The 17165-nt window shown below is 47.1% G+C and carries 11 protein-coding genes; 5 read left to right on the top strand and 6 right to left on the bottom strand.

The window, feature by feature from the left end; genetic code table 11:
• Positions 1 to 551: 551 nt before the first annotated feature.
• The gene (locus tag QUA07_RS10685) at positions 552 to 887 is read right to left on the bottom strand and encodes a ribbon-helix-helix domain-containing protein (RefSeq protein ID WP_039886507.1); all 336 of its coding nucleotides are present in this window, start codon (positions 885 to 887) and stop codon (positions 552 to 554) included.
• A gap of 93 nt (positions 888 to 980) precedes the next feature.
• Between QUA07_RS10685 and QUA07_RS10690 the strand changes: the two genes are divergently transcribed.
• The 3 genes from QUA07_RS10690 to QUA07_RS10700 all read left to right on the top strand — a co-directional run bounded on the left by QUA07_RS10690 (position 981) and on the right by QUA07_RS10700 (position 2532).
• Positions 981 to 1235, top strand: coding sequence for a hypothetical protein (locus QUA07_RS10690; protein ID WP_333324816.1), 255 nt, complete (start codon positions 981 to 983; stop codon positions 1233 to 1235).
• Positions 1236 to 1457: 222 nt separating this feature from the next.
• Positions 1458 to 1973: an HNH endonuclease gene (locus tag QUA07_RS10695; RefSeq protein ID WP_190660760.1), complete on the top strand. Its 516-nt coding sequence runs from the start codon at positions 1458 to 1460 to the stop codon at positions 1971 to 1973.
• A gap of 160 nt (positions 1974 to 2133) precedes the next feature.
• Positions 2134 to 2532 carry an alr0857 family protein gene (locus tag QUA07_RS10700; protein ID WP_333296669.1) on the top strand — a complete coding sequence of 133 codons (399 nt, stop codon included), beginning with the start codon at positions 2134 to 2136 and terminating at the stop codon, positions 2530 to 2532.
• Between the two features lie 110 nt (positions 2533 to 2642).
• Here QUA07_RS10700 and QUA07_RS10705 read toward each other — a convergent pair whose 3' ends face one another.
• The 3 genes from QUA07_RS10705 to QUA07_RS10715 all read right to left on the bottom strand — a co-directional run bounded on the left by QUA07_RS10705 (position 2643) and on the right by QUA07_RS10715 (position 12293).
• Entirely contained in the window at positions 2643 to 8459 is a 5817-nt protein-coding gene (locus QUA07_RS10705; protein ID WP_333324818.1) for a CHAT domain-containing protein, read from the bottom strand.
• Between the two features lie 580 nt (positions 8460 to 9039).
• On the bottom strand, positions 9040 to 11160 hold the full coding sequence (locus QUA07_RS10710; RefSeq protein ID WP_333324820.1) for a ShlB/FhaC/HecB family hemolysin secretion/activation protein: 2121 nt from the start codon (positions 11158 to 11160) through the stop codon (positions 9040 to 9042).
• 266 nt (positions 11161 to 11426) lie between these two features.
• On the bottom strand, positions 11427 to 12293 hold the full coding sequence (locus QUA07_RS10715) for a DUF928 domain-containing protein (RefSeq protein ID WP_333324822.1): 867 nt from the start codon (positions 12291 to 12293) through the stop codon (positions 11427 to 11429).
• 422 nt (positions 12294 to 12715) lie between these two features.
• On the opposite strand from QUA07_RS10715, the gene QUA07_RS10720 reads away from it, so the two are divergent.
• On the top strand, positions 12716 to 14407 hold the full coding sequence (locus QUA07_RS10720) for a transglutaminase domain-containing protein (protein WP_333324887.1): 1692 nt from the start codon (positions 12716 to 12718) through the stop codon (positions 14405 to 14407).
• A gap of 108 nt (positions 14408 to 14515) precedes the next feature.
• Positions 14516 to 14656 carry a hypothetical protein gene (locus tag QUA07_RS10725; protein WP_006631167.1) on the top strand — a complete coding sequence of 47 codons (141 nt, stop codon included), beginning with the start codon at positions 14516 to 14518 and terminating at the stop codon, positions 14654 to 14656.
• A 351-nt stretch (positions 14657 to 15007) separates the two neighbouring features.
• Here the strand turns inward: QUA07_RS10725 and QUA07_RS10730 are convergent, their stop codons facing one another.
• A complete protein-coding gene (locus tag QUA07_RS10730) occupies positions 15008 to 15994 on the bottom strand; it encodes an aldo/keto reductase (RefSeq protein WP_333324824.1) in 987 nt (328 codons plus the stop codon).
• 144 nt (positions 15995 to 16138) lie between these two features.
• Entirely contained in the window at positions 16139 to 17032 is an 894-nt protein-coding gene (locus QUA07_RS10735) for an alpha/beta fold hydrolase (protein WP_333324826.1), read from the bottom strand.
• Positions 17033 to 17165: the final 133 nt, after the last annotated feature.

The raw sequence follows: 17165 nt of genomic DNA on the forward strand, positions 1-17165 counted from the left end.
TAACATTAGCTATCTTCTTCTCCATCTTTCTTCGTGCTCTACCCTACGGGAACGGCTTCGCCGAACACGTCTTCGTGGTTCGTTAAATAGATATTGTTTAGATACTGCGGGATTTTATACCAATAGCCCGGACTTTTTTAGTTCGCAGTCTGAAACCTTCGATTTTTCGTTAGTAGCTCACATCTTGCATCATTCTCGCTTAACAAGCATCTTGCCTGTTCCACAACAAGTGCATTTTCTTGTGGGGTGGGCAGGAGAGCCCGCCCATAAAAAGCTTATTGAAAATGGTGCAAGATGTCAGTTGGTAGTTCGATTGCCGAATCGCCTTGAAATCCTTATTCTACGGTTGGCACTCAACAACTGTCCGAAGTATTTTTATACCAGTTCCCAAAAACAATGCAACTCTAGGCAACCTCCAAACCCTTATCTTATAAGGCATTCCCAAATCTAAAATCTAAAATCTAAAATCTAAAATCTAAAATAGTCTGATCTTCAGCGCCTGGGGCCTTCACCCCAGGCCGATCGCTCTCACAAATTTTCGATAAACTGGTTTATCCAGCCATACTCCCTATACTCAGTGGCACCATTTCGCCGTGCATCGTCAGGCCTAATAACATCGGCCCGCCCGGTCGAATCAACTCTCCTGTAAGCGCGCAGCGTTCCTCCTGCTGTGCTGTGGCATTAATGCTAGCTCGAATATCCGATCGAGAAAACATCTGCCGATACTCTCCAGACTTCTGCTGCACGTAATTCCAGAGCAAATCTCGAATCAAAGCTTGATAGCCTTGATTGCCCGCGAGTTCTTTAAGTCTCTCCTTGAGCTCTCTTTCGAGTCGAATGCTGGTGACTTCCATTTCGGTGGTTGAGGTTCTAGGTAGGGTATGCATAATTTTTTCTCCGTGACGGGTGGACATATGTGTAATATCAGTGTAGTATGTTTACAGCTAGATTGAAAGCCTCTTAACCACCTTCTGCCGACTTTGAAATTTCTCCCCACCTACTCCACCTATCAACTGAAGTGCGATCGCCCTACGGGTCGCTCCGAGTCGTTACGGCACGTCTTTAGCACGGGTTTGGCGACTGTCGCAGCGACCTCGTGGGCGGGCTTGGGCCTAATTAAACCCGGTTATAGTGGATTAGAACAAATTGCAGAAATTAATTACAACGAGGTAGACCGAGACGGTCTGCAAGTGGCACAGCCACATCGAGATACGCGAAGCGGGAGGTACAGCTAAACGACTGTACCAAGACAGGATGAAAATTTGCATGAAAGCAGTTTTTCTAGCCCCCGCTTCTAAGTAAGAGAAGCGGGGGCATTTGATTGGATATTTGAGAAATTCGATCCGCTTGGGGAACTGGGAAAAAACCAGATGTAGCCAATGTAGGCGTTGCACCGAAAATCCCAAATCTAAAATCTAAAATCTAAAATCTAAAATCCAAATGAGGAGGAGCAAGCCGTGACCGTAGTAACTGATGTATTGAGGCAATCTGTGGTGGTGTTTTCTCAAAATTACCTACCAATGAGCCGTGTCAACATCAAACGGGCGATCGTACTGTTGGTAACAGGCAAGGCTGAACCTCTGGATTTTAGCATCGGCAACGGCTGGCTGGTGCGATCGCCCAGCACCAGCATCCACGTACCCGAACAAATCCGCTTGACTTTTGGTAACAGGGAACGCCTTTGGAAAGTGCCCCCGGTCAATCGCCGGGAAGTTCTGCGCCGCGACGCTCATTCTTGCCAATACTGCGGTAGCAACCGACATTTGACGCTGGATCACGTCATGCCTCGATCAAAGGGCGGCCCGCATACTTGGGACAACGTGGTGACTGCTTGCGAACGGTGCAATTCTCGTAAGGGCGATCGAACTCCCATAGAAGCTGGAATGTCTCTGCGAACTAAGCCGAAGGCTCCTATACACCCCACTGTTGCTTTTGCAGAACTGTTTTGGCACGAATACCAAATAGGGGAATAGGGAATGGGAAGAATTTTAGATTTTAGATTTTAGATTTTAGATTTTAAATTGATGCGTAATGCTCATCTAAAATCTGCCCTAAATCGCAATTCCAAATTCCCGATCGCCAATTTTCAATTACCAATTTTTAACTTTCAATTCCAAATTTAGGGCTGTCAATATGCTGAAGTTGACTTACACTGAAACGGGCTTTAACCTAGAGCGTTTGGCTCAATCTCCCGAACAGTTAGTGGCGCTGCGAGTTGTGCTGGCTATGCGAGTTGGTCAAAGCATCAGCGTCGAACCGAGCACTGCGGCATTTTTGCTGCCCGCGAATTTGCCGGCGCTGTCTCTGTTGGAATCTGAGGCGCGCCGAAACGACAATGATGCGATCGCCCTTTGTGTTGCTGATGCTGACTTTGTAGAAGTGACTCTGCGCGGTACGTGGATTTCTGATGCGTCTGAGGGGGCTGACGGCGTGTTTGCGACTGTGTTGGGCGATCGGGCGGAGCTCTTGCTGCTCAAACTCTGGCTGGAAACTCAGGCTGCTGCAGAGGTTGTCGGGGAAGTCGGCGATTAATATCCGATGTGGAAGAAAGAGGGAACAAGGAAGAGGGAACAAGCAAGAAGGAAATATTTTCTTCCTATCGCACTCCCCCACTTTCTCCCTCTCTCCCGCCAGAAGCGCACTCAATTCCATTCTCCTTGCAGCCCAAAAGCAGCCCAATAATAAGGAGATTGCCATTCTGAAAGCTGTAGCACTTCGATTTGCGCCGATCGCAGTGCCGCAGCAGGCGCCAACTTATCTTGGAGCATTTTTTTGTAAAATCGTGTCATCAACTCAGAAGTTACTTGATCCTCAACACTCCACAGAGAAACCACCACACGCGGCGCCCCCGCATACATAAACCCTCTCGTCAAACCCACCAACCCTTCTCCTTTAACGTCTTTTCCCAAACCCGTCTGACACGCGCTCAGCACCACCAATTCAGCCGGTAAATTGAGATTGAAAATATCATTCAGTCGCAGGTAGCCATTTTGTAACGTACCTTTTTCATCAACTAAAGATAGCACCAATCCCGATAATTCTGGATGTTTGCTATTAGCAAATCCGTGCGTAGCGAAATGAACAATGCGATATTGAGATAAATCGGGATTGGTTGCCGTAGTACGATTAGCCGTAAAGTCAAACGCTTGTTTTTCCAAATCATCGGGTACCAAAGCCAGGATTTGCTCAGCTTCAGTTCGCGAGAAAGGTAGGCGAGTCCAATAAATGTTAGCCTCTGATGCAGATCTCTGTAATTGTTGCGCTTCCACTGGCAGATTTTCAACAGTTTGATTCTTCGTTACAGAGGATGTACTCGTGCCTTTGAGCCGTTCATCGTCCGTGCTAAAAACTGGATCTGCAAACAAGGCGATCGCCTTTGGAGCCGGTTGACGAGTCGCCATATCCCGCCGCAGAATAGCCAGAGTTGAAGCAGAAGGCAGATTAATAATTTCATGCTTAACTATTAGCGGCGCTTCAGATTTTTCCAGAGTAAGGGCGCCAAAAGGAATGTATTGCAAGGCTCCATCCGCAACAATTAGCAAGCGCTTGTTGCCCAACTCAGAAGCAACCGGAGCGAGGATCGTTTGGCTCAGAAGTGCAGCAGATTCGGCAACCATTTGAGGAGAGGTTCTCGTGGTGGCTTTGGTTAAAGTATCGCGAAAATTCTTAGCCGTGGCTTCAATCTCGGTGCGAGAAGGGAGTTCGTAACTGGTGAAAGAAGTTTTCGTCACCGCCCACAAATAACTGCGCTCCTCACCCAGAGAATATTCTAAAAGTAGCGTATTGTCATCGAGTACCTGTTGTTGAATTTGTGGCAAGTTGAGAGGTTCGGGATATTTTAGAGCAGCGTAACGAGGACTGCTGGCGCGAATTTGAGCTTCTATTTGAGCGAGTTGCTTGAGAACTGTGTCGATTTTTTGTTGAATTTCATTCACAGCTTCTTGGGTAGATTGAGCGATGACAATTTGGTATTTGCGAGTCTGAAACTCACTAAGTTGTTGTTGCAAATTTTGTTCTTGTGCTAGCAGTTGCGAGTCAACACCTTGGCGAATATTTGCGCTGGCTTCGCTAAGGAGTTCAAGCAGACTGCGGGCACGGGCACGTTCGCTAGCATGAAAAGCTTGTGCGTCATAACCTTTATCTGGATTTTTCAGGTGCAGTTGCATCAACAAATCGATGTAAAACTGGTAATAATCTTGGTTGCGGGCAAAGTAAGACTGGCGCAGTTCTTGGCTACCGATTTGAGTGCGGAGGCTTTCAATAATATTAATTGCGGTTTCGATTTCGGTTTGGGCAACTGTGAGGTTATTTTGTTTGCGGTTTAAGATGGCAAGATTGTAGATGATGTGCGCTTCTTCTGTTTTGTAACCGAGTTGTTGGGATAGAGATAAGGCTTGGTTATAGTTTTCAAGGGCGGTAGAATGCTGACCTAAAGCAGTTTGTATTTTCCCCATTTGGTTGAGGACTGTGGTTTCTTTTACTTTGTCGTTTAGGTGTCGGGAGATTTTTAGGGCTTGGTTGTAGGCATTCAGGGCAGTTGACCATTCTTTTGAAGCGATGTAGGTGCTACCAATGCCAGTTAAGGCAGTAGCTTCTGCTGCTAAATTAACTGCGGGTCGAGAGATGACCAGGGCTTTGTTGTAGGAGTTTAGGGCATTTTTCCAGTTTCCTGTAGCAGCGTGAATATCACCAATGTTGTTGAGGGTGTTGGCGACTGCCGTTTGGTCATTTAATTGATAAAATAAGGGCAATGCTTGGTTATAGTAATCGAGGGCTGTTTTTGGGTCGGCTAAATCGGTGTAGAGTTGACCAAAACTGTTGAGGATAGCGGCTTCTTCGGCTTTTGCACCGGCTTGTTTTGATAAGGGTAATGCTTGATTGTAGGAGTCTAGGGCAGATTGAAATTGTCCGAAATTGGCGTAAATTTTACCCATTGAAAGGAGAGTGCGTGTGGCTTGGGCGTAGTTTCTCTCTGCACGAGAGAGTGCGATGGATTCTTCTAACTTTTGAAGGGCTAGTTTTCTTGAGTCGACTGTGCTTTGGCTAGAAAGTTGATTTCCATTGAAAAATGCGACTTCAGCGGCTGAAACTTTGATTCCTGTGGAGATATCCCATACACGGGCGGTTCTATCCCGACTGGCAGTGACAATTTGTAGACCGTCGGGACTAAATTCTGCACTTTCGACACTATCCTCATGTCCCCGGAATATCGCTAAAAGATCACCTTTGTTATCCCACAGACGGGCGGTTTTATCCTCACTGGCGGTGAGAATTTGGCTTCCATTTGGACTAAATACGGCGGTGTTGACAGAACTCTCATGATCTCGGAATATGGCTAACAGATTGCCTTTGATATCCCATAGCCGGGACAGTCTATCCCCACTGGTGATTAAAATTTGCCGACCATCCGGGCTAAATACGACGCTGCTGCTAGAACTAGAGCCTTTCTCTACATCCTTCTGCCCCCGAAACTCTGCTAGGAGATTGCCTTGGGTATCCCACAGACGGGCATACCCGTGGGAATCATTGCCGAGGGTAAGGATTTGCCGGCCATCGGGGGTAAAGATGGCATTATCAACCCACTCATGCCCCCGAAACTCTGCTAAAAGATTGCCTTGAGTATCCCACAGACGGGCGGTTTTATCCGAACTGCTGGTAAGGATTTGAGTTCCATCTGGACTAAAGACTAGGGTGTTAACTTGATACTCATGCCCCCGAAACTCAGTCAGGAGATTTCCTTTGTTATCCCACAGACGGGCGGTACTATCTATACTAGCAGTGAGAATTTGATTCCCATCTGGGCTAAATACTGCCCTTGTAACAGAACCCTTGTGTCCTTGGAATTTTGCCAGGATATTACCTTTGATATCCCACAAGTAGGCAGTTTCATCACCCACTGCAAGGATATGTCGGCTATCGGGGCTAAATACTGGTCTGGAGAGCCTTTCTTTAGAAACTTGAAACTCGGTTAGAAGATTGCCGTTGGTATCCCACAGGTGAACCACTTTCTCTGTCGTGGTAAGAATATGGCGACTATCCGGGCTAAATACCGCACGCTGGACTTCCTGGTTCTCCTGTAACTCTGCCAGTTGAGCGTTATTTTGGGACAAGCTTTCCTGAAAGGTTTGTAGGGCAGCCATTTGTTCTGCTTGGGCAGCAATTGCCACTGAGACATCCCACAACCGCGCAGTACCATCATTACCAGCAGTGAGAACTTGACTTCCATCGGGGCTAAAGACTGCACTGTGAATGGCACCTTCATGTCCCCGAAACTCTGCTAAGAGATTACCTTTGGTATCCCACAACCGGGCGATTCCAGGGCCGAAAGTCTCACTGCTGGTGGTCAGAATTTGCCGGCTATCCGGGCTAAAAATTACACGTCCAAGATGTCTTTCATCTACCCGAAACTCTGCTAAGAGATTACCTTTGAGATCCCACAGACGAGCAGTATCATCTAAACTCTCAGTCAGAATTTGACTTCCATCAGGACTAAATACAGCACTTTCGAGTCTTTCCTTATGCCCCCGGAACTCGGTAAGGAGATTACCTTTAAGATCCCACAGACGGGCAGTTTCATCATTACTTGCTGTCAAAAATTGACGACCATCGGGGCTAAAAACGATACTTTTGACAGCCTTCTCATGTCCGAGTGGGAATTCGGCTAAGAGATTACCTTTGGTATCCCACAATCGGGCAATTTTATCCTCACTGGCGGTGAGAATTTGGCTACTATCGGGACTAAATGTTGCACTGTTAACGATCCACTGCCATTCTTCTATGTCCTCAACTTTCCTGGGCACCCGCAACTCAGTCAGGAGATTACCTTGGCTATCCCACAAGCTAACCGGATAGCACTGACAATCGCTGGGGAGGATTTTGCTACCATCTGGGCTAAATTCTGCATTGATGTGACTGCCTCCTTGCAATACAGAGAGAAGATTGCCTTTGTTATCCCACAAACGGATGTTTTCACCATTGGTGGTGAGGATTTTACTCCCATCGGGGCTAAATCTTGCTCGATAGACGCCTTCTTCATGTCCTTTAAACTCTGCCAGGAGATTGCCTTTAAGATCCCATAATCGTGCTGTTTCATCTCGACTCGCGGTGAGAAGTTGCTGGCCATCGGGACTAAAGACAGCACTGCTAACCAAACTTTCATGTCCCCGAAATATTGCCAGTTGAGCATTATTCTCGGACACATTTTCTAGAAGGGTTTCCCTAGCAACTATTTGCTCAGATTCAGCAGCAATTGAGGCTGACATATCCCACAAACGAGGCACTTGATCCCAACCAAAGGTGAGGATTTGCCGGCCATCTGGACTAAATACGGCACTCACTGCACTCTCATGTCCCCGCAACTTTGCCAGGAGATTGCCTTTGGTATCCCAAATTTGAGCAGTTCCATCTCGACTACTGGTCAGAATTTGTCGGCCATCAGGACTAAATCCTTGTACACCCCAGCTATAAACTTCATGTCCCTGGAATTCTGCTAAAAGATTGCCTTGAAGATCCCAAAGGCGGGCTGTATCACGACTAGCAGTGAGAATTTGCCGGCCATCTGGACTAAATTCTGCACTGTAAACTAGCTCTTTATGCCCCTGAAACTCTTTGAGGAGATTGCCTTGAACATCCCACAGACGGGCAGTTTTATCTGAACTTGCTGTTAGGATTTGGTTGCCATCGGGACTAAATTCTGCACGAATGACAATATCTTTATGTCCCTGAAACTCTTTGAGCAGATTGCCTTTGATATCCCATAAGCAAACGGTTCCATGCGTATCGACAGTGAGGATTTTGCTACCATCCGGGCTAAATACAGCTTTTGAGTAAATTGATCCACCACTTCTCCTCTCCGGACGACCCTGGAACTGTGCGAGGAGATTGCCATTGGTATCCCATAGATGGAATGTATCCCCAAAACCGACTTGCTTATAAAAGCGACTAATGGTGAGAATTTGCCGGCTATCTGGACTAAATACAGCATTTATGACTTTATCGCCATTGTCAACGCCTCGGAACTCTTTGAGGAGATTGCCCTTGAGATGCCACAGGCGGACTGCTTCATAATCCGTAATTGTCAGAATTTTGCTGCCATCGGGGCTAAAGATAGCACGTCTGACTTCTTTGTCATGACCTCGAAATACCGTTAAAAGATTGCCATGAAGATCCCATAGACGGGCAGTTTCATCCTCACTCGCCGTCAAAATTTTACTGCCATCGGGGCTAAAGACAGCACTGGTGAGATCCGCCTCATGTCCTAAAAACACGGCGAGTTGTCCAGCAAATGCTTGTACTGGTTGTTTTATTCCTGATGGGTTAAGGTTTTCTGTTGTTGATGACTGAGACACTCTGGTAGTTCTGGGTTGGCCACTGATGGGGATGCTGTAGGTAGTAGCGAATACAACTCCCATCACCAGAGGGAGACAGCGATGCACTTTTCGGTATTTATCTGGCAGCATAATTGTTTTTTGGGAGAGTTAAGAATTGGGAGAGGGGGTCAACTAAACCTTTCTCTAGCGAATCCGTAAAAGCCAAAAGCTCTAGTTTCTTTTTGGATAGGCAAATCTGCTTAGCGTTGGCTCATTTTTTACAGAGGTCATCAAAATTAAGATGGGCTGGGGGTTAGTTGTCAGAAAAAATTATTTATGTTAAGGACAAACTCTATCATTTTTCATAATCTTTGTCTGTCATTGGCTGCGTCAAGGGTGAGGCAAAGACGTTAAGAGATGTAACTTGAATCGGCTGCGGGAGCGTTGGCTCGTCGATGTTATTATCTTTTGACTGGCTGACTGTGGTTTGTAAAGCGAGCTGATTTTTCTCAAGGGACAGCTACCTGCGTCTAATACCAACTCCGGTAGCGTGGGAATTAATATTACCCCCAGTCAGGACACCGCGAGTGCCTAAGTTATCATAGGTTGCAGCATTCTCAATTAGCCTTTTATGAACAGGCAAGATGCCTGTTCCACAATAAAATTTATATTTTGTGGAACAGGCATCTTGCCTGTTGCTGACAATGATGCCAGATATCAGTAAGTCCCTTTAGGGCGTATAAATTATGTTGAAGTAAATTCCCTTATCTTGCAGATTGTCGCCTTTATCGCTAATTCTCACCAAAGGAAAAGCGTAATCTACTCGCAGGTTCACCCGCTGTATCGGTTCCCAGATTACCCCCAAACCTAAACCTGCTAAAAATGTCTGATTGGTTAATGTATTAGGATTGTTCGCAACGTTCCACACCGTACCCGCATCCAAAAAGGGAGCTAATTGAAGTTTGGGATTTCCCGAAGCATCCCGCTGCAAAGTAATCCGATCTTCGATGGAAACTCTGAAGCCGTTATCGCCAGAACGGACATTTTGGCGGTAGCCGCGCAAAGATTGTCCGCCGCCAATTACAAATTGCTGTGAAGGCAACAAACTATTAGCTGACAACTGCAAGTCAGCCTGCAAAATTAATAAATGTTTGTCATTCAATCGCTGTACTCGCTGCACTTGACCCAGCCAACTAAAAAATTGTCCGTCGGGATCGGAACCTTCGTTTTGAGTAGCATCAAACAAGCTAGTGCCGATCGTAAATTGCGATCGCACGGCCCAAGCACCCTGCGGGTCGCGCCGAATGTAGTCCTGTCCCAGCTTAATTGCACTCGTAGTGGTGACACCATTGGAGTCCGGGCCGATGCCAAAAGGAGTCGGTTCGCCGGCGACAAAAGTTCTGCCTGTCTGATAAGTAAAACCGGCAGATAAGGCAAATTCTTCGATCGGCGTTCTCCGCAGTGGCTGGCGGTAACTAACTTCAAATAAATGCGATTTTCCCGAAATATCAAAAGTATCAAAAGGTGCTTGCACAATACTGTTGCGGTTCGGGGCTGCCCTCAATTGCAAAGTGCCGTTCATCGCATTTAGCGGCACGCGATAGCTAAAATCAAACACGTCTGAATCGCCGAGCGATCGATAATAAGCCCCTGCCAGTTCGTCGCCATTTCCTGTTATATTGCGGTGTCGCAAACTAACTCCCAATCTTTCCGAACCGACACTGGGAGGCGAGTAATTGTCAATGCTGAAACTAGGTTGAAATGGATTAGCTTCCGAGATTCGGACTATCAGAATGCTCTCGCCTTCATTATCCCCCGCCCGCAGACTGGCTTCTACATTGTCAAATAAAGGATCGACTCGCAGCAGCCGGAGTTGGTCTTCTAATGAAGCTGTGCTTAAAGGCATTCCCGCACCGAGACGAATCCGGCTGCGGATGTAACTCGGATTCAATCTTTTAGTTCCTTCTACCTCAATTCGGGCTAGCTTGCCTTCAATCACTTGAATTTGGACTACCCCTGCGGTGATAGTTTGGGGCGGCAAGACTGCTCTCGAAGTGATGTAGCCACGATTGAGGTAAATTTCGGTAATTTTGTCGGCGATTTGTTTGAGCTGTTCTAGGGTGGTAGAACGGCCTTCTAAGGGGTTGACTAAGGCATTAATTTCATCTTGGCTTAAAATTGTGCTGCCAACTACTTGAATTTTCTGCACCTCAATTGGTGTATTCGGCAGGGTTGGGGGAACTGGCGACGGGGACGGCGGCGCTACTGTGGGTGGTACTTGGGGAGGTTCTGGGGAAGGCTGCGGGGCGGGTTGCAAAAATCGATCGCGATTTGGATCGGGCTCCGTCGGCGGCGGTGGCAGGTTTGGAGGCAGCGAGGGTTGGTTCTGGGCTAAAAGATGATTGCAATCTAGCGGGTTCTGACATTGGGGATCGCTGTCAACCAGATTTGTTTGTTCGGGCAAGATGCCCCCACCACAAGCAGTTCCATCGATTGTGGAACAGGCTTCTTGGCTGTTCTCGGCGGGGTTCGATTGTGTTTCTGGTTCAGGGTTGGTCTCGATCGCATCGGGAAGCTGATTTAAGTTTGTTGCTGTTTCATCCTGCTTGATTTCGAGTTTTTGCAGTGCTAATACTTGATTGCCCGTATCTGCTGAGTTGTCAGCGGCGACAGGCAACAGAGAAATATCGTTTGTTTGGGATATAGCTTTATTGGCATAAAAGCAAGCCATCGGCAGTGCAGTTAGAAGTGAAATCCCCAACCGAAATAGTGCAATATTTGCATTCGGGCGCATAATTAATAATTTCTCTAAAATAAGTTTGTCGGCTGCTTCACTATGCCAGTTTATCATTTAGTATTAGGCGAAATTTGACCATCAAAATTTCCACCGTCCGCCTTTCAAGATGCCAGAAGTCCGAACTGCTGATCAGTACACAAATTTTAATTTATTTAGGACGCTCGACCAAACAACCCGCAACAGGCAAAAATCATCTGTGGCGCTGCCAAATACCATTTTAGATTTTAGATTTTAGATTTGAGAATTGGCAATGACTTATGGCTATCAGGGTTTGGGGCACGGGCCTACCGTTACATTCTTTGCGTGAAACTGGTATTGAATTATTTTCTTGTGATCGGTGTTATTTCACTGGCGACTAAGGGTTCTTGGGCTATTTTGCCGAGTTCGACTGAGTTCAAAACTGCTGACCACTTGATCGCTAAACTGGAATCGCTGGGAGACTGGAGACGCAATTTAGCTAGAGTTGCCAGGTACTCGTACCAGAGATTTTGTTGGGCGAAGATGCTGAGCTTGGTGAGATCGGACGATCGATCCAACTCTGTTTTCACGCTTGGAGCGACAGCAGTGCGGTTGATCCACCCGGAAACGAGAACATCATCTTGTGTATTTTTGGGGTTGCATTTGATAGTAAAGTACCATTGATAGTTTTTGCCAACTTCCAGGGCTGGCGAGTTGTCGTCGGAGCCAAGGCTGACGCTAACGACACCTGCACGGCTAGTTACCATGCGAAAACTTTTTTTGTATAGTGTTTTGTCCCTTTGGTCTGCTAACTCAAACTGAACTGTTTTGTCGAGGGCTACGGGAAGGTAGTAGAAAAATGTTGGCTTTGCTGATATGGTTTGCCCCATAGTTGATTGGGGAATCAAGGCAGTTAAGGCAGTTGTGGCCGTGGGGCATTCTAAGCCGCGGGTTCCTCCCCCTTCCCGCCTTCCGGGTACTCCGTCCTCCGGCGGTTGAAAGCTATTCCACGCCGCTCCCAATTGCTGGCTGTTCGGTCTGCTTCCGCTGGGTTCAGGGGGTTGAACTGTTTGCCAGTTGAGGGGTAACTGCGGTGGTGAGGGGCGCTGGACAATGTTTGCGGGGCTTTTGAGAGCCTCTGCTGGTATTAAAAAACTACCGGCGGCAACTGCCTCTAAAGACAGAATTAAGGAAAGAGCACCGATATTTAGAGCAGACTTCAAAGCCATGACGAACCTGCCTTCTGATGAACCTAGGAACTTTATCGCACGGTTTTATTCTATCCAAGGTTTTGACGGATATCGTAATCTGTTGTACTTAATTTATATCTTCAGGCAGATACGATTATTTGGGTCGATCTGCTCAACATAGAATTCTCTGTCGCGTTTGTCAGTGGTAGCTTAGTAGTTATACTTACTTCCATTCACTGCTGCAGGTTGGGTTGAGCTTGTTAAACCCAACTTTGACAAAGACTAATATTCGGGGTCTTTTAACTCTAGCAAGAGGCTACAACGCCTCTTTTCGTAAAAACACCTGGTTGATGCGTCAGTCCTGGATATCAGGAAACTCGGCAATTTTGCTGGTGAACCTCAAGCGCTCGGCTACAAGTTACAAATCAGTTTTTCTGTACAATACCGGCAAGAAATTTAGCATGAATCTCGATTCACCTGTTCTCTCGGACAAACAGCCTTCGGGGCTGCGGATGGTCAGACCCATCGGAGTCTTGGCACTGCACGGCATTGCTTTTTTAGGAAATAGGTTGTTCGCTGTCGATCGCGCCGAAGGGCTGCTATTGGAGATCGATCGAGAAAGTGACAACACTACTGTTTTGAATCCATTTCAAACGGCTAAGTTTACCGGCGCAACGGGGCTGGCTATTTCGGAAGATACTCTCTGGTTTGCGCGGGATGAGGATATTTGTTGCTGTCGGGGCGCAATTCGGGACGGGGCGATCGCTGAACTCAAACCGGAACATTTTGTTTCACTTTCTTATCCTGCTGACGGGATTGCTGTTTGGAAATCTACGCTTTATGTGACTTGCCAGAGATTAAACTCGATTCTGGTTTTTGACCTGAAAACTGGTCGGGAAATTACTCGGTTTTACGCTCCCGGTATTGGGGTAGAAAATATTACAGTCCGGGATGAGGAAATTTGGGTTTGCGACAAAACTGAGCAAACTGTTTACTGTTTGGAACGGGGAACTGGGGAGATTAAATTTAGCGTTTTGACTCCCTTTGAGTCGCCTTCTGGTTTGGCTTTTCACAAGGATTCCGAAACGGGGGAGGAGGTTCTGTACGTGGCTTATGCCGGGGATGAACTTTACATCCGAGATGACCCGAATTCGGAAGATCCTTTTCAGTTGACGAAGCGCGATCGCACTTTTATTCAGCCCTTGTCTTTTCACTACAATGAAGCTGAGCGCTACGCTTTGTCAAACGGTTTTTTGATGGAAATGTCTTATGTGGAGGAACTGTCTCCCCTCGATGAGGTAGAAATCGAAAATTTGGAGTGGCGGATTGCTTTGCCTTCGCAAACTCACCGACAAAAGGTCAGGAAAATTACGCCGATTGGAATGCCTTTTACTGAGGAAATTCAGGAAGGAGAACGGGTGGCGGTGTTTAAGTTCGATCGGCTGCACCCTGGGGAACGCCGAATTTTTGGCTGGAAGGCTTTGTTAGAAGTTCGATCGATTAAGTATCAGTTGTCGCCTCGGGATGTCGAAAAGAGTCCGAAGCTGTCGCCGGAGTTTGCAGCTAAGTATTTGGTTGATAATGACAATTTGGCGATGGATACGGAGATTGTGCGATCGGCTGCTGTGGCTGCCATTGGCTCAGAAACTAATATTCTCAGGCAGTTACTGAGCATTCGCAATTTTGTTTACGACCAACTTTCTTACGGGATTAGGCCTCACATTGACACTCCCGATATTGTATTACGCCGGGGCATCGGTTCTTGTGGCGAGTACGTGGGCTTGTTGTTGGCTTTGGCAAGGTTGAACCGGATTGCTTGCCGCACGATCGGGCGCTACAAGTGTCCGGCTTTTGCTGACAGAAAAGGTGTGTCGCTAGAGCCAGATTTCAATCACGTTTGGCTGGAATTTTACATTCCGGGTTTTGGCTGGGTGCCAATGGAATCTAATCCTGATGATATTCAAGACAGAGGCCCTTATCCGTTGCGATTTTTTATGGGTTTGGCTTGGTATCACGTAGAAATTGGCAAGGGAATTCGGTTTCAAAGTCTCACTAGCGGCGGTCTTCCTTTAAATAAGGAGGAGGTTTCCGTGGGAAGTCTGGCAATTAATCATGTGAGGTTTACAATTTTGTCAGAGTTGCCAGCAGTTTGAAGGGAGTGTTAACAGTTAACAGTTAGCCTTGAATATTCAACTGTTAATTGTTAACATTTTTCATCTAAAATCGAAAGTAGAAAATGTAAAATCAGAGGAAGAGGGGTTGTGGAATTTTCGATTGCTAATATTCTCGTTTTAGTTGCCTTTGTACTGCTGCTAACTGTGACTGGCGGTGTCGCTTATTTGACTTCTGTTGAGTGGCGCGATCGCAGGCGGTTAGATAAGGCGAAACGGAAAAAAAAGTAGCTTTTTGCTGTTGACAAAGTGCATATTTTATGATAAAAAACAAGGCGACCTGGTTGGCTCGCCTTGTTTTGTGATTTGAGGTATTTTCACCGCAGATGATATCAAGTTTAGTAACATAAACGTTGCAGGTTCGTAGTGAGGACTTGAGTTTTCATACAAAACTATGATTCATATCGTTTCCGGTTGGATCGGAAGGATTTAACCACAGAGAACGCAGAGAACACAGAGGGAGACAAGAAAGATGAATAATTCCGATGAAGCGTGGATTTGAGATCGCGGGCGGGACGCCCGCGCCACAATAAAAACACTAAAATAAACACAGATGAAAAAGGGAATTTTGGAGTTGATATCTTAAGTCCACTGTCTGAAAAATGTATTTTCTTGCCAAGCGGCGGCGGTGCGTTTTTCAAGTGCTGCCATTTCTGTTGTGTTCAGGGGTTTGAATGCTTGGGCGACTTTAAAGTTTTCTTCTAATTGCTTTACTGAGTCGGCGGCGATGATGCAGCAGTGCACGCCGGGAAGTGAAAGCGTGTAGCCCATTGCTTGGTGCATTCCCTCTAAAACACCGTTTTGAAATAATTTGCCGTAAGCGGGTATTTTCATGGCTATGACGCCGATGTTTTTGGCTTTGGCTACTGGTAAAGCGCTGGTAACAAAGGAGCGCGGATGATGTTTTTCGGCGGCGTTGAGGGAGATTAATGTTGTGTCGAAAGGATAGCGCTCCAGGCCTGCCACAATGATAGCAGGTTCGTGGTGTCCGGTGATGCCGGAAAAACGAATAATTTTTTGCTGTTTGGCTTCTTCGATCGCCTTTATTGCTCCTTTGGCACTGAAAATTTGGTCTAATTCGGCTTGGAATGAGACGTGGTGGAGTTGCCACAAGTCTAGTTGATCGGTTTTTAATCTTTTGAGCGATCGCTCTAAGTCTCTCCACGCGCCATCTCTGTCTCTGGCGGAGGTTTTTGTGGCTAGGAATAGGCGCGATCGATATTTGGGCAAAACTTTGCCTAAGTTTTCTTCGCTGGGCCCGTACTCGGCCGCCGTGTCAAAATAGCGAATGCCTAGTTCGATCGCACGTTCAATTTGTACCGCCGCTTCTGCTTCTCTTCCCGGCTGCGACAGCGGTGTTTGTCCGCCTCCCCCCAAACCGAAAATCGGCACTTTCACGCCGGTGTTGCCTAACAGTCGTTCTGGCATTTTTACTGTGGCGGCCGCCTGGTTATTGGGTGCGGCTGCGATTTCCCGATCCTGCTGTTCGATCGCCTTAGCACCTGCAATGCCACCTGCAACAGCTATACTGCTCAATATAAAATTGCGACGAGTCTTTTTGCTGGTCATGGTTGGCATCTCCTCAGAATATGTAAGTATAAATTAACTGGCTTTATGTTGGCACAATAAATATATTTTTACTGCAAATCTGATTATTTTCCCCCTCTCCGAGGGAGGACACGGTCGGGGGAAATTTATCAAGATGCCGATCGATTATTGGTCAATTATCCATGCGCGAATCAGTTCGTTTATCTGTTCTGGTACTTCGTCGTGGGGACAGTGACCAGCTTTGATAAAGTGTTCTGTCAACTGCGGATAGTGTTTGCGAAATTTGGCGCTTCTTTCTGCGGAATTCATCCACGGATCGCCTTCTCCCCACAGCATTAGCAACCGACAGTTTAATTGACTTAGCAATACGTCGATTTTTTCGCCTTGGGGTGTTCGGAATACGGAGGCGAATACTTTGGGGGCACCGGGATCGCAGGAGGGAAGGTATATTTCTTCTACTAATTGGTCTGTGACGGCGCTTTGGTCGAGATATACTTTTTCTAGGGTTTTCCGAATTGTCGATCGCTGGCGCACGTACTGGAACAGCAGAAAACTTGCCCAATCTTGCTGAAATAAGGTTTTAGCTACTGCAGATATAGCTTTTTGCAAGGGCGGGGCTTCAGGTGCGGGCTGCGGTTCGCTGAAGGGGCCGGCGCTGTTGATTAATATGAGTCCGGCTGCTGATTCGGGGCGCTGGGCAGCTACACACAAGGCGGCGTAGCCTCCGAGGGAGTTGCCAGCTAGTACGGCGGGCCGGCCGATGATGTTGGTGATAAAGTCGTGGAGTTGGTCGCGCCAGAGGTCGCCGCTGTACTGCAATTCGGGTTTTGCCGATCGCCCGAATCCGATCAGGTCGATCGCCCAGACTTCAAAATCTTTGCTCAGGCCGCTGATATTTTTGCGCCAGTGGTCTGTGGATGCTCCAAAACCGTGAATTAACAGTAGGGGAGGGCGTTCTGGATGCCGATCGCTGGATCGAACGTAGTACACTGAATGCCCCCGCCACTGCCAGTAAGTGCCGGCTATGGGGGCTGCGGTGATGGCTGGGGTTGTTTGCATAATGTAAAGAAATAATTATTTACTTTAACTATTGTATCGCGATATTCAGATTTATATAGTTTGACCAACGCCTCGGAGTTTCGCCAGCAAAGGATTGGTCAATTTGGGCGAGTGCGGGAGATCGCGATCTCCC

The sequence above is a fragment of the Microcoleus sp. T3_A4 genome (assembly GCF_036700465.1).
GTDB lineage: Bacteria > Cyanobacteriota > Cyanobacteriia > Cyanobacteriales > Microcoleaceae > Microcoleus.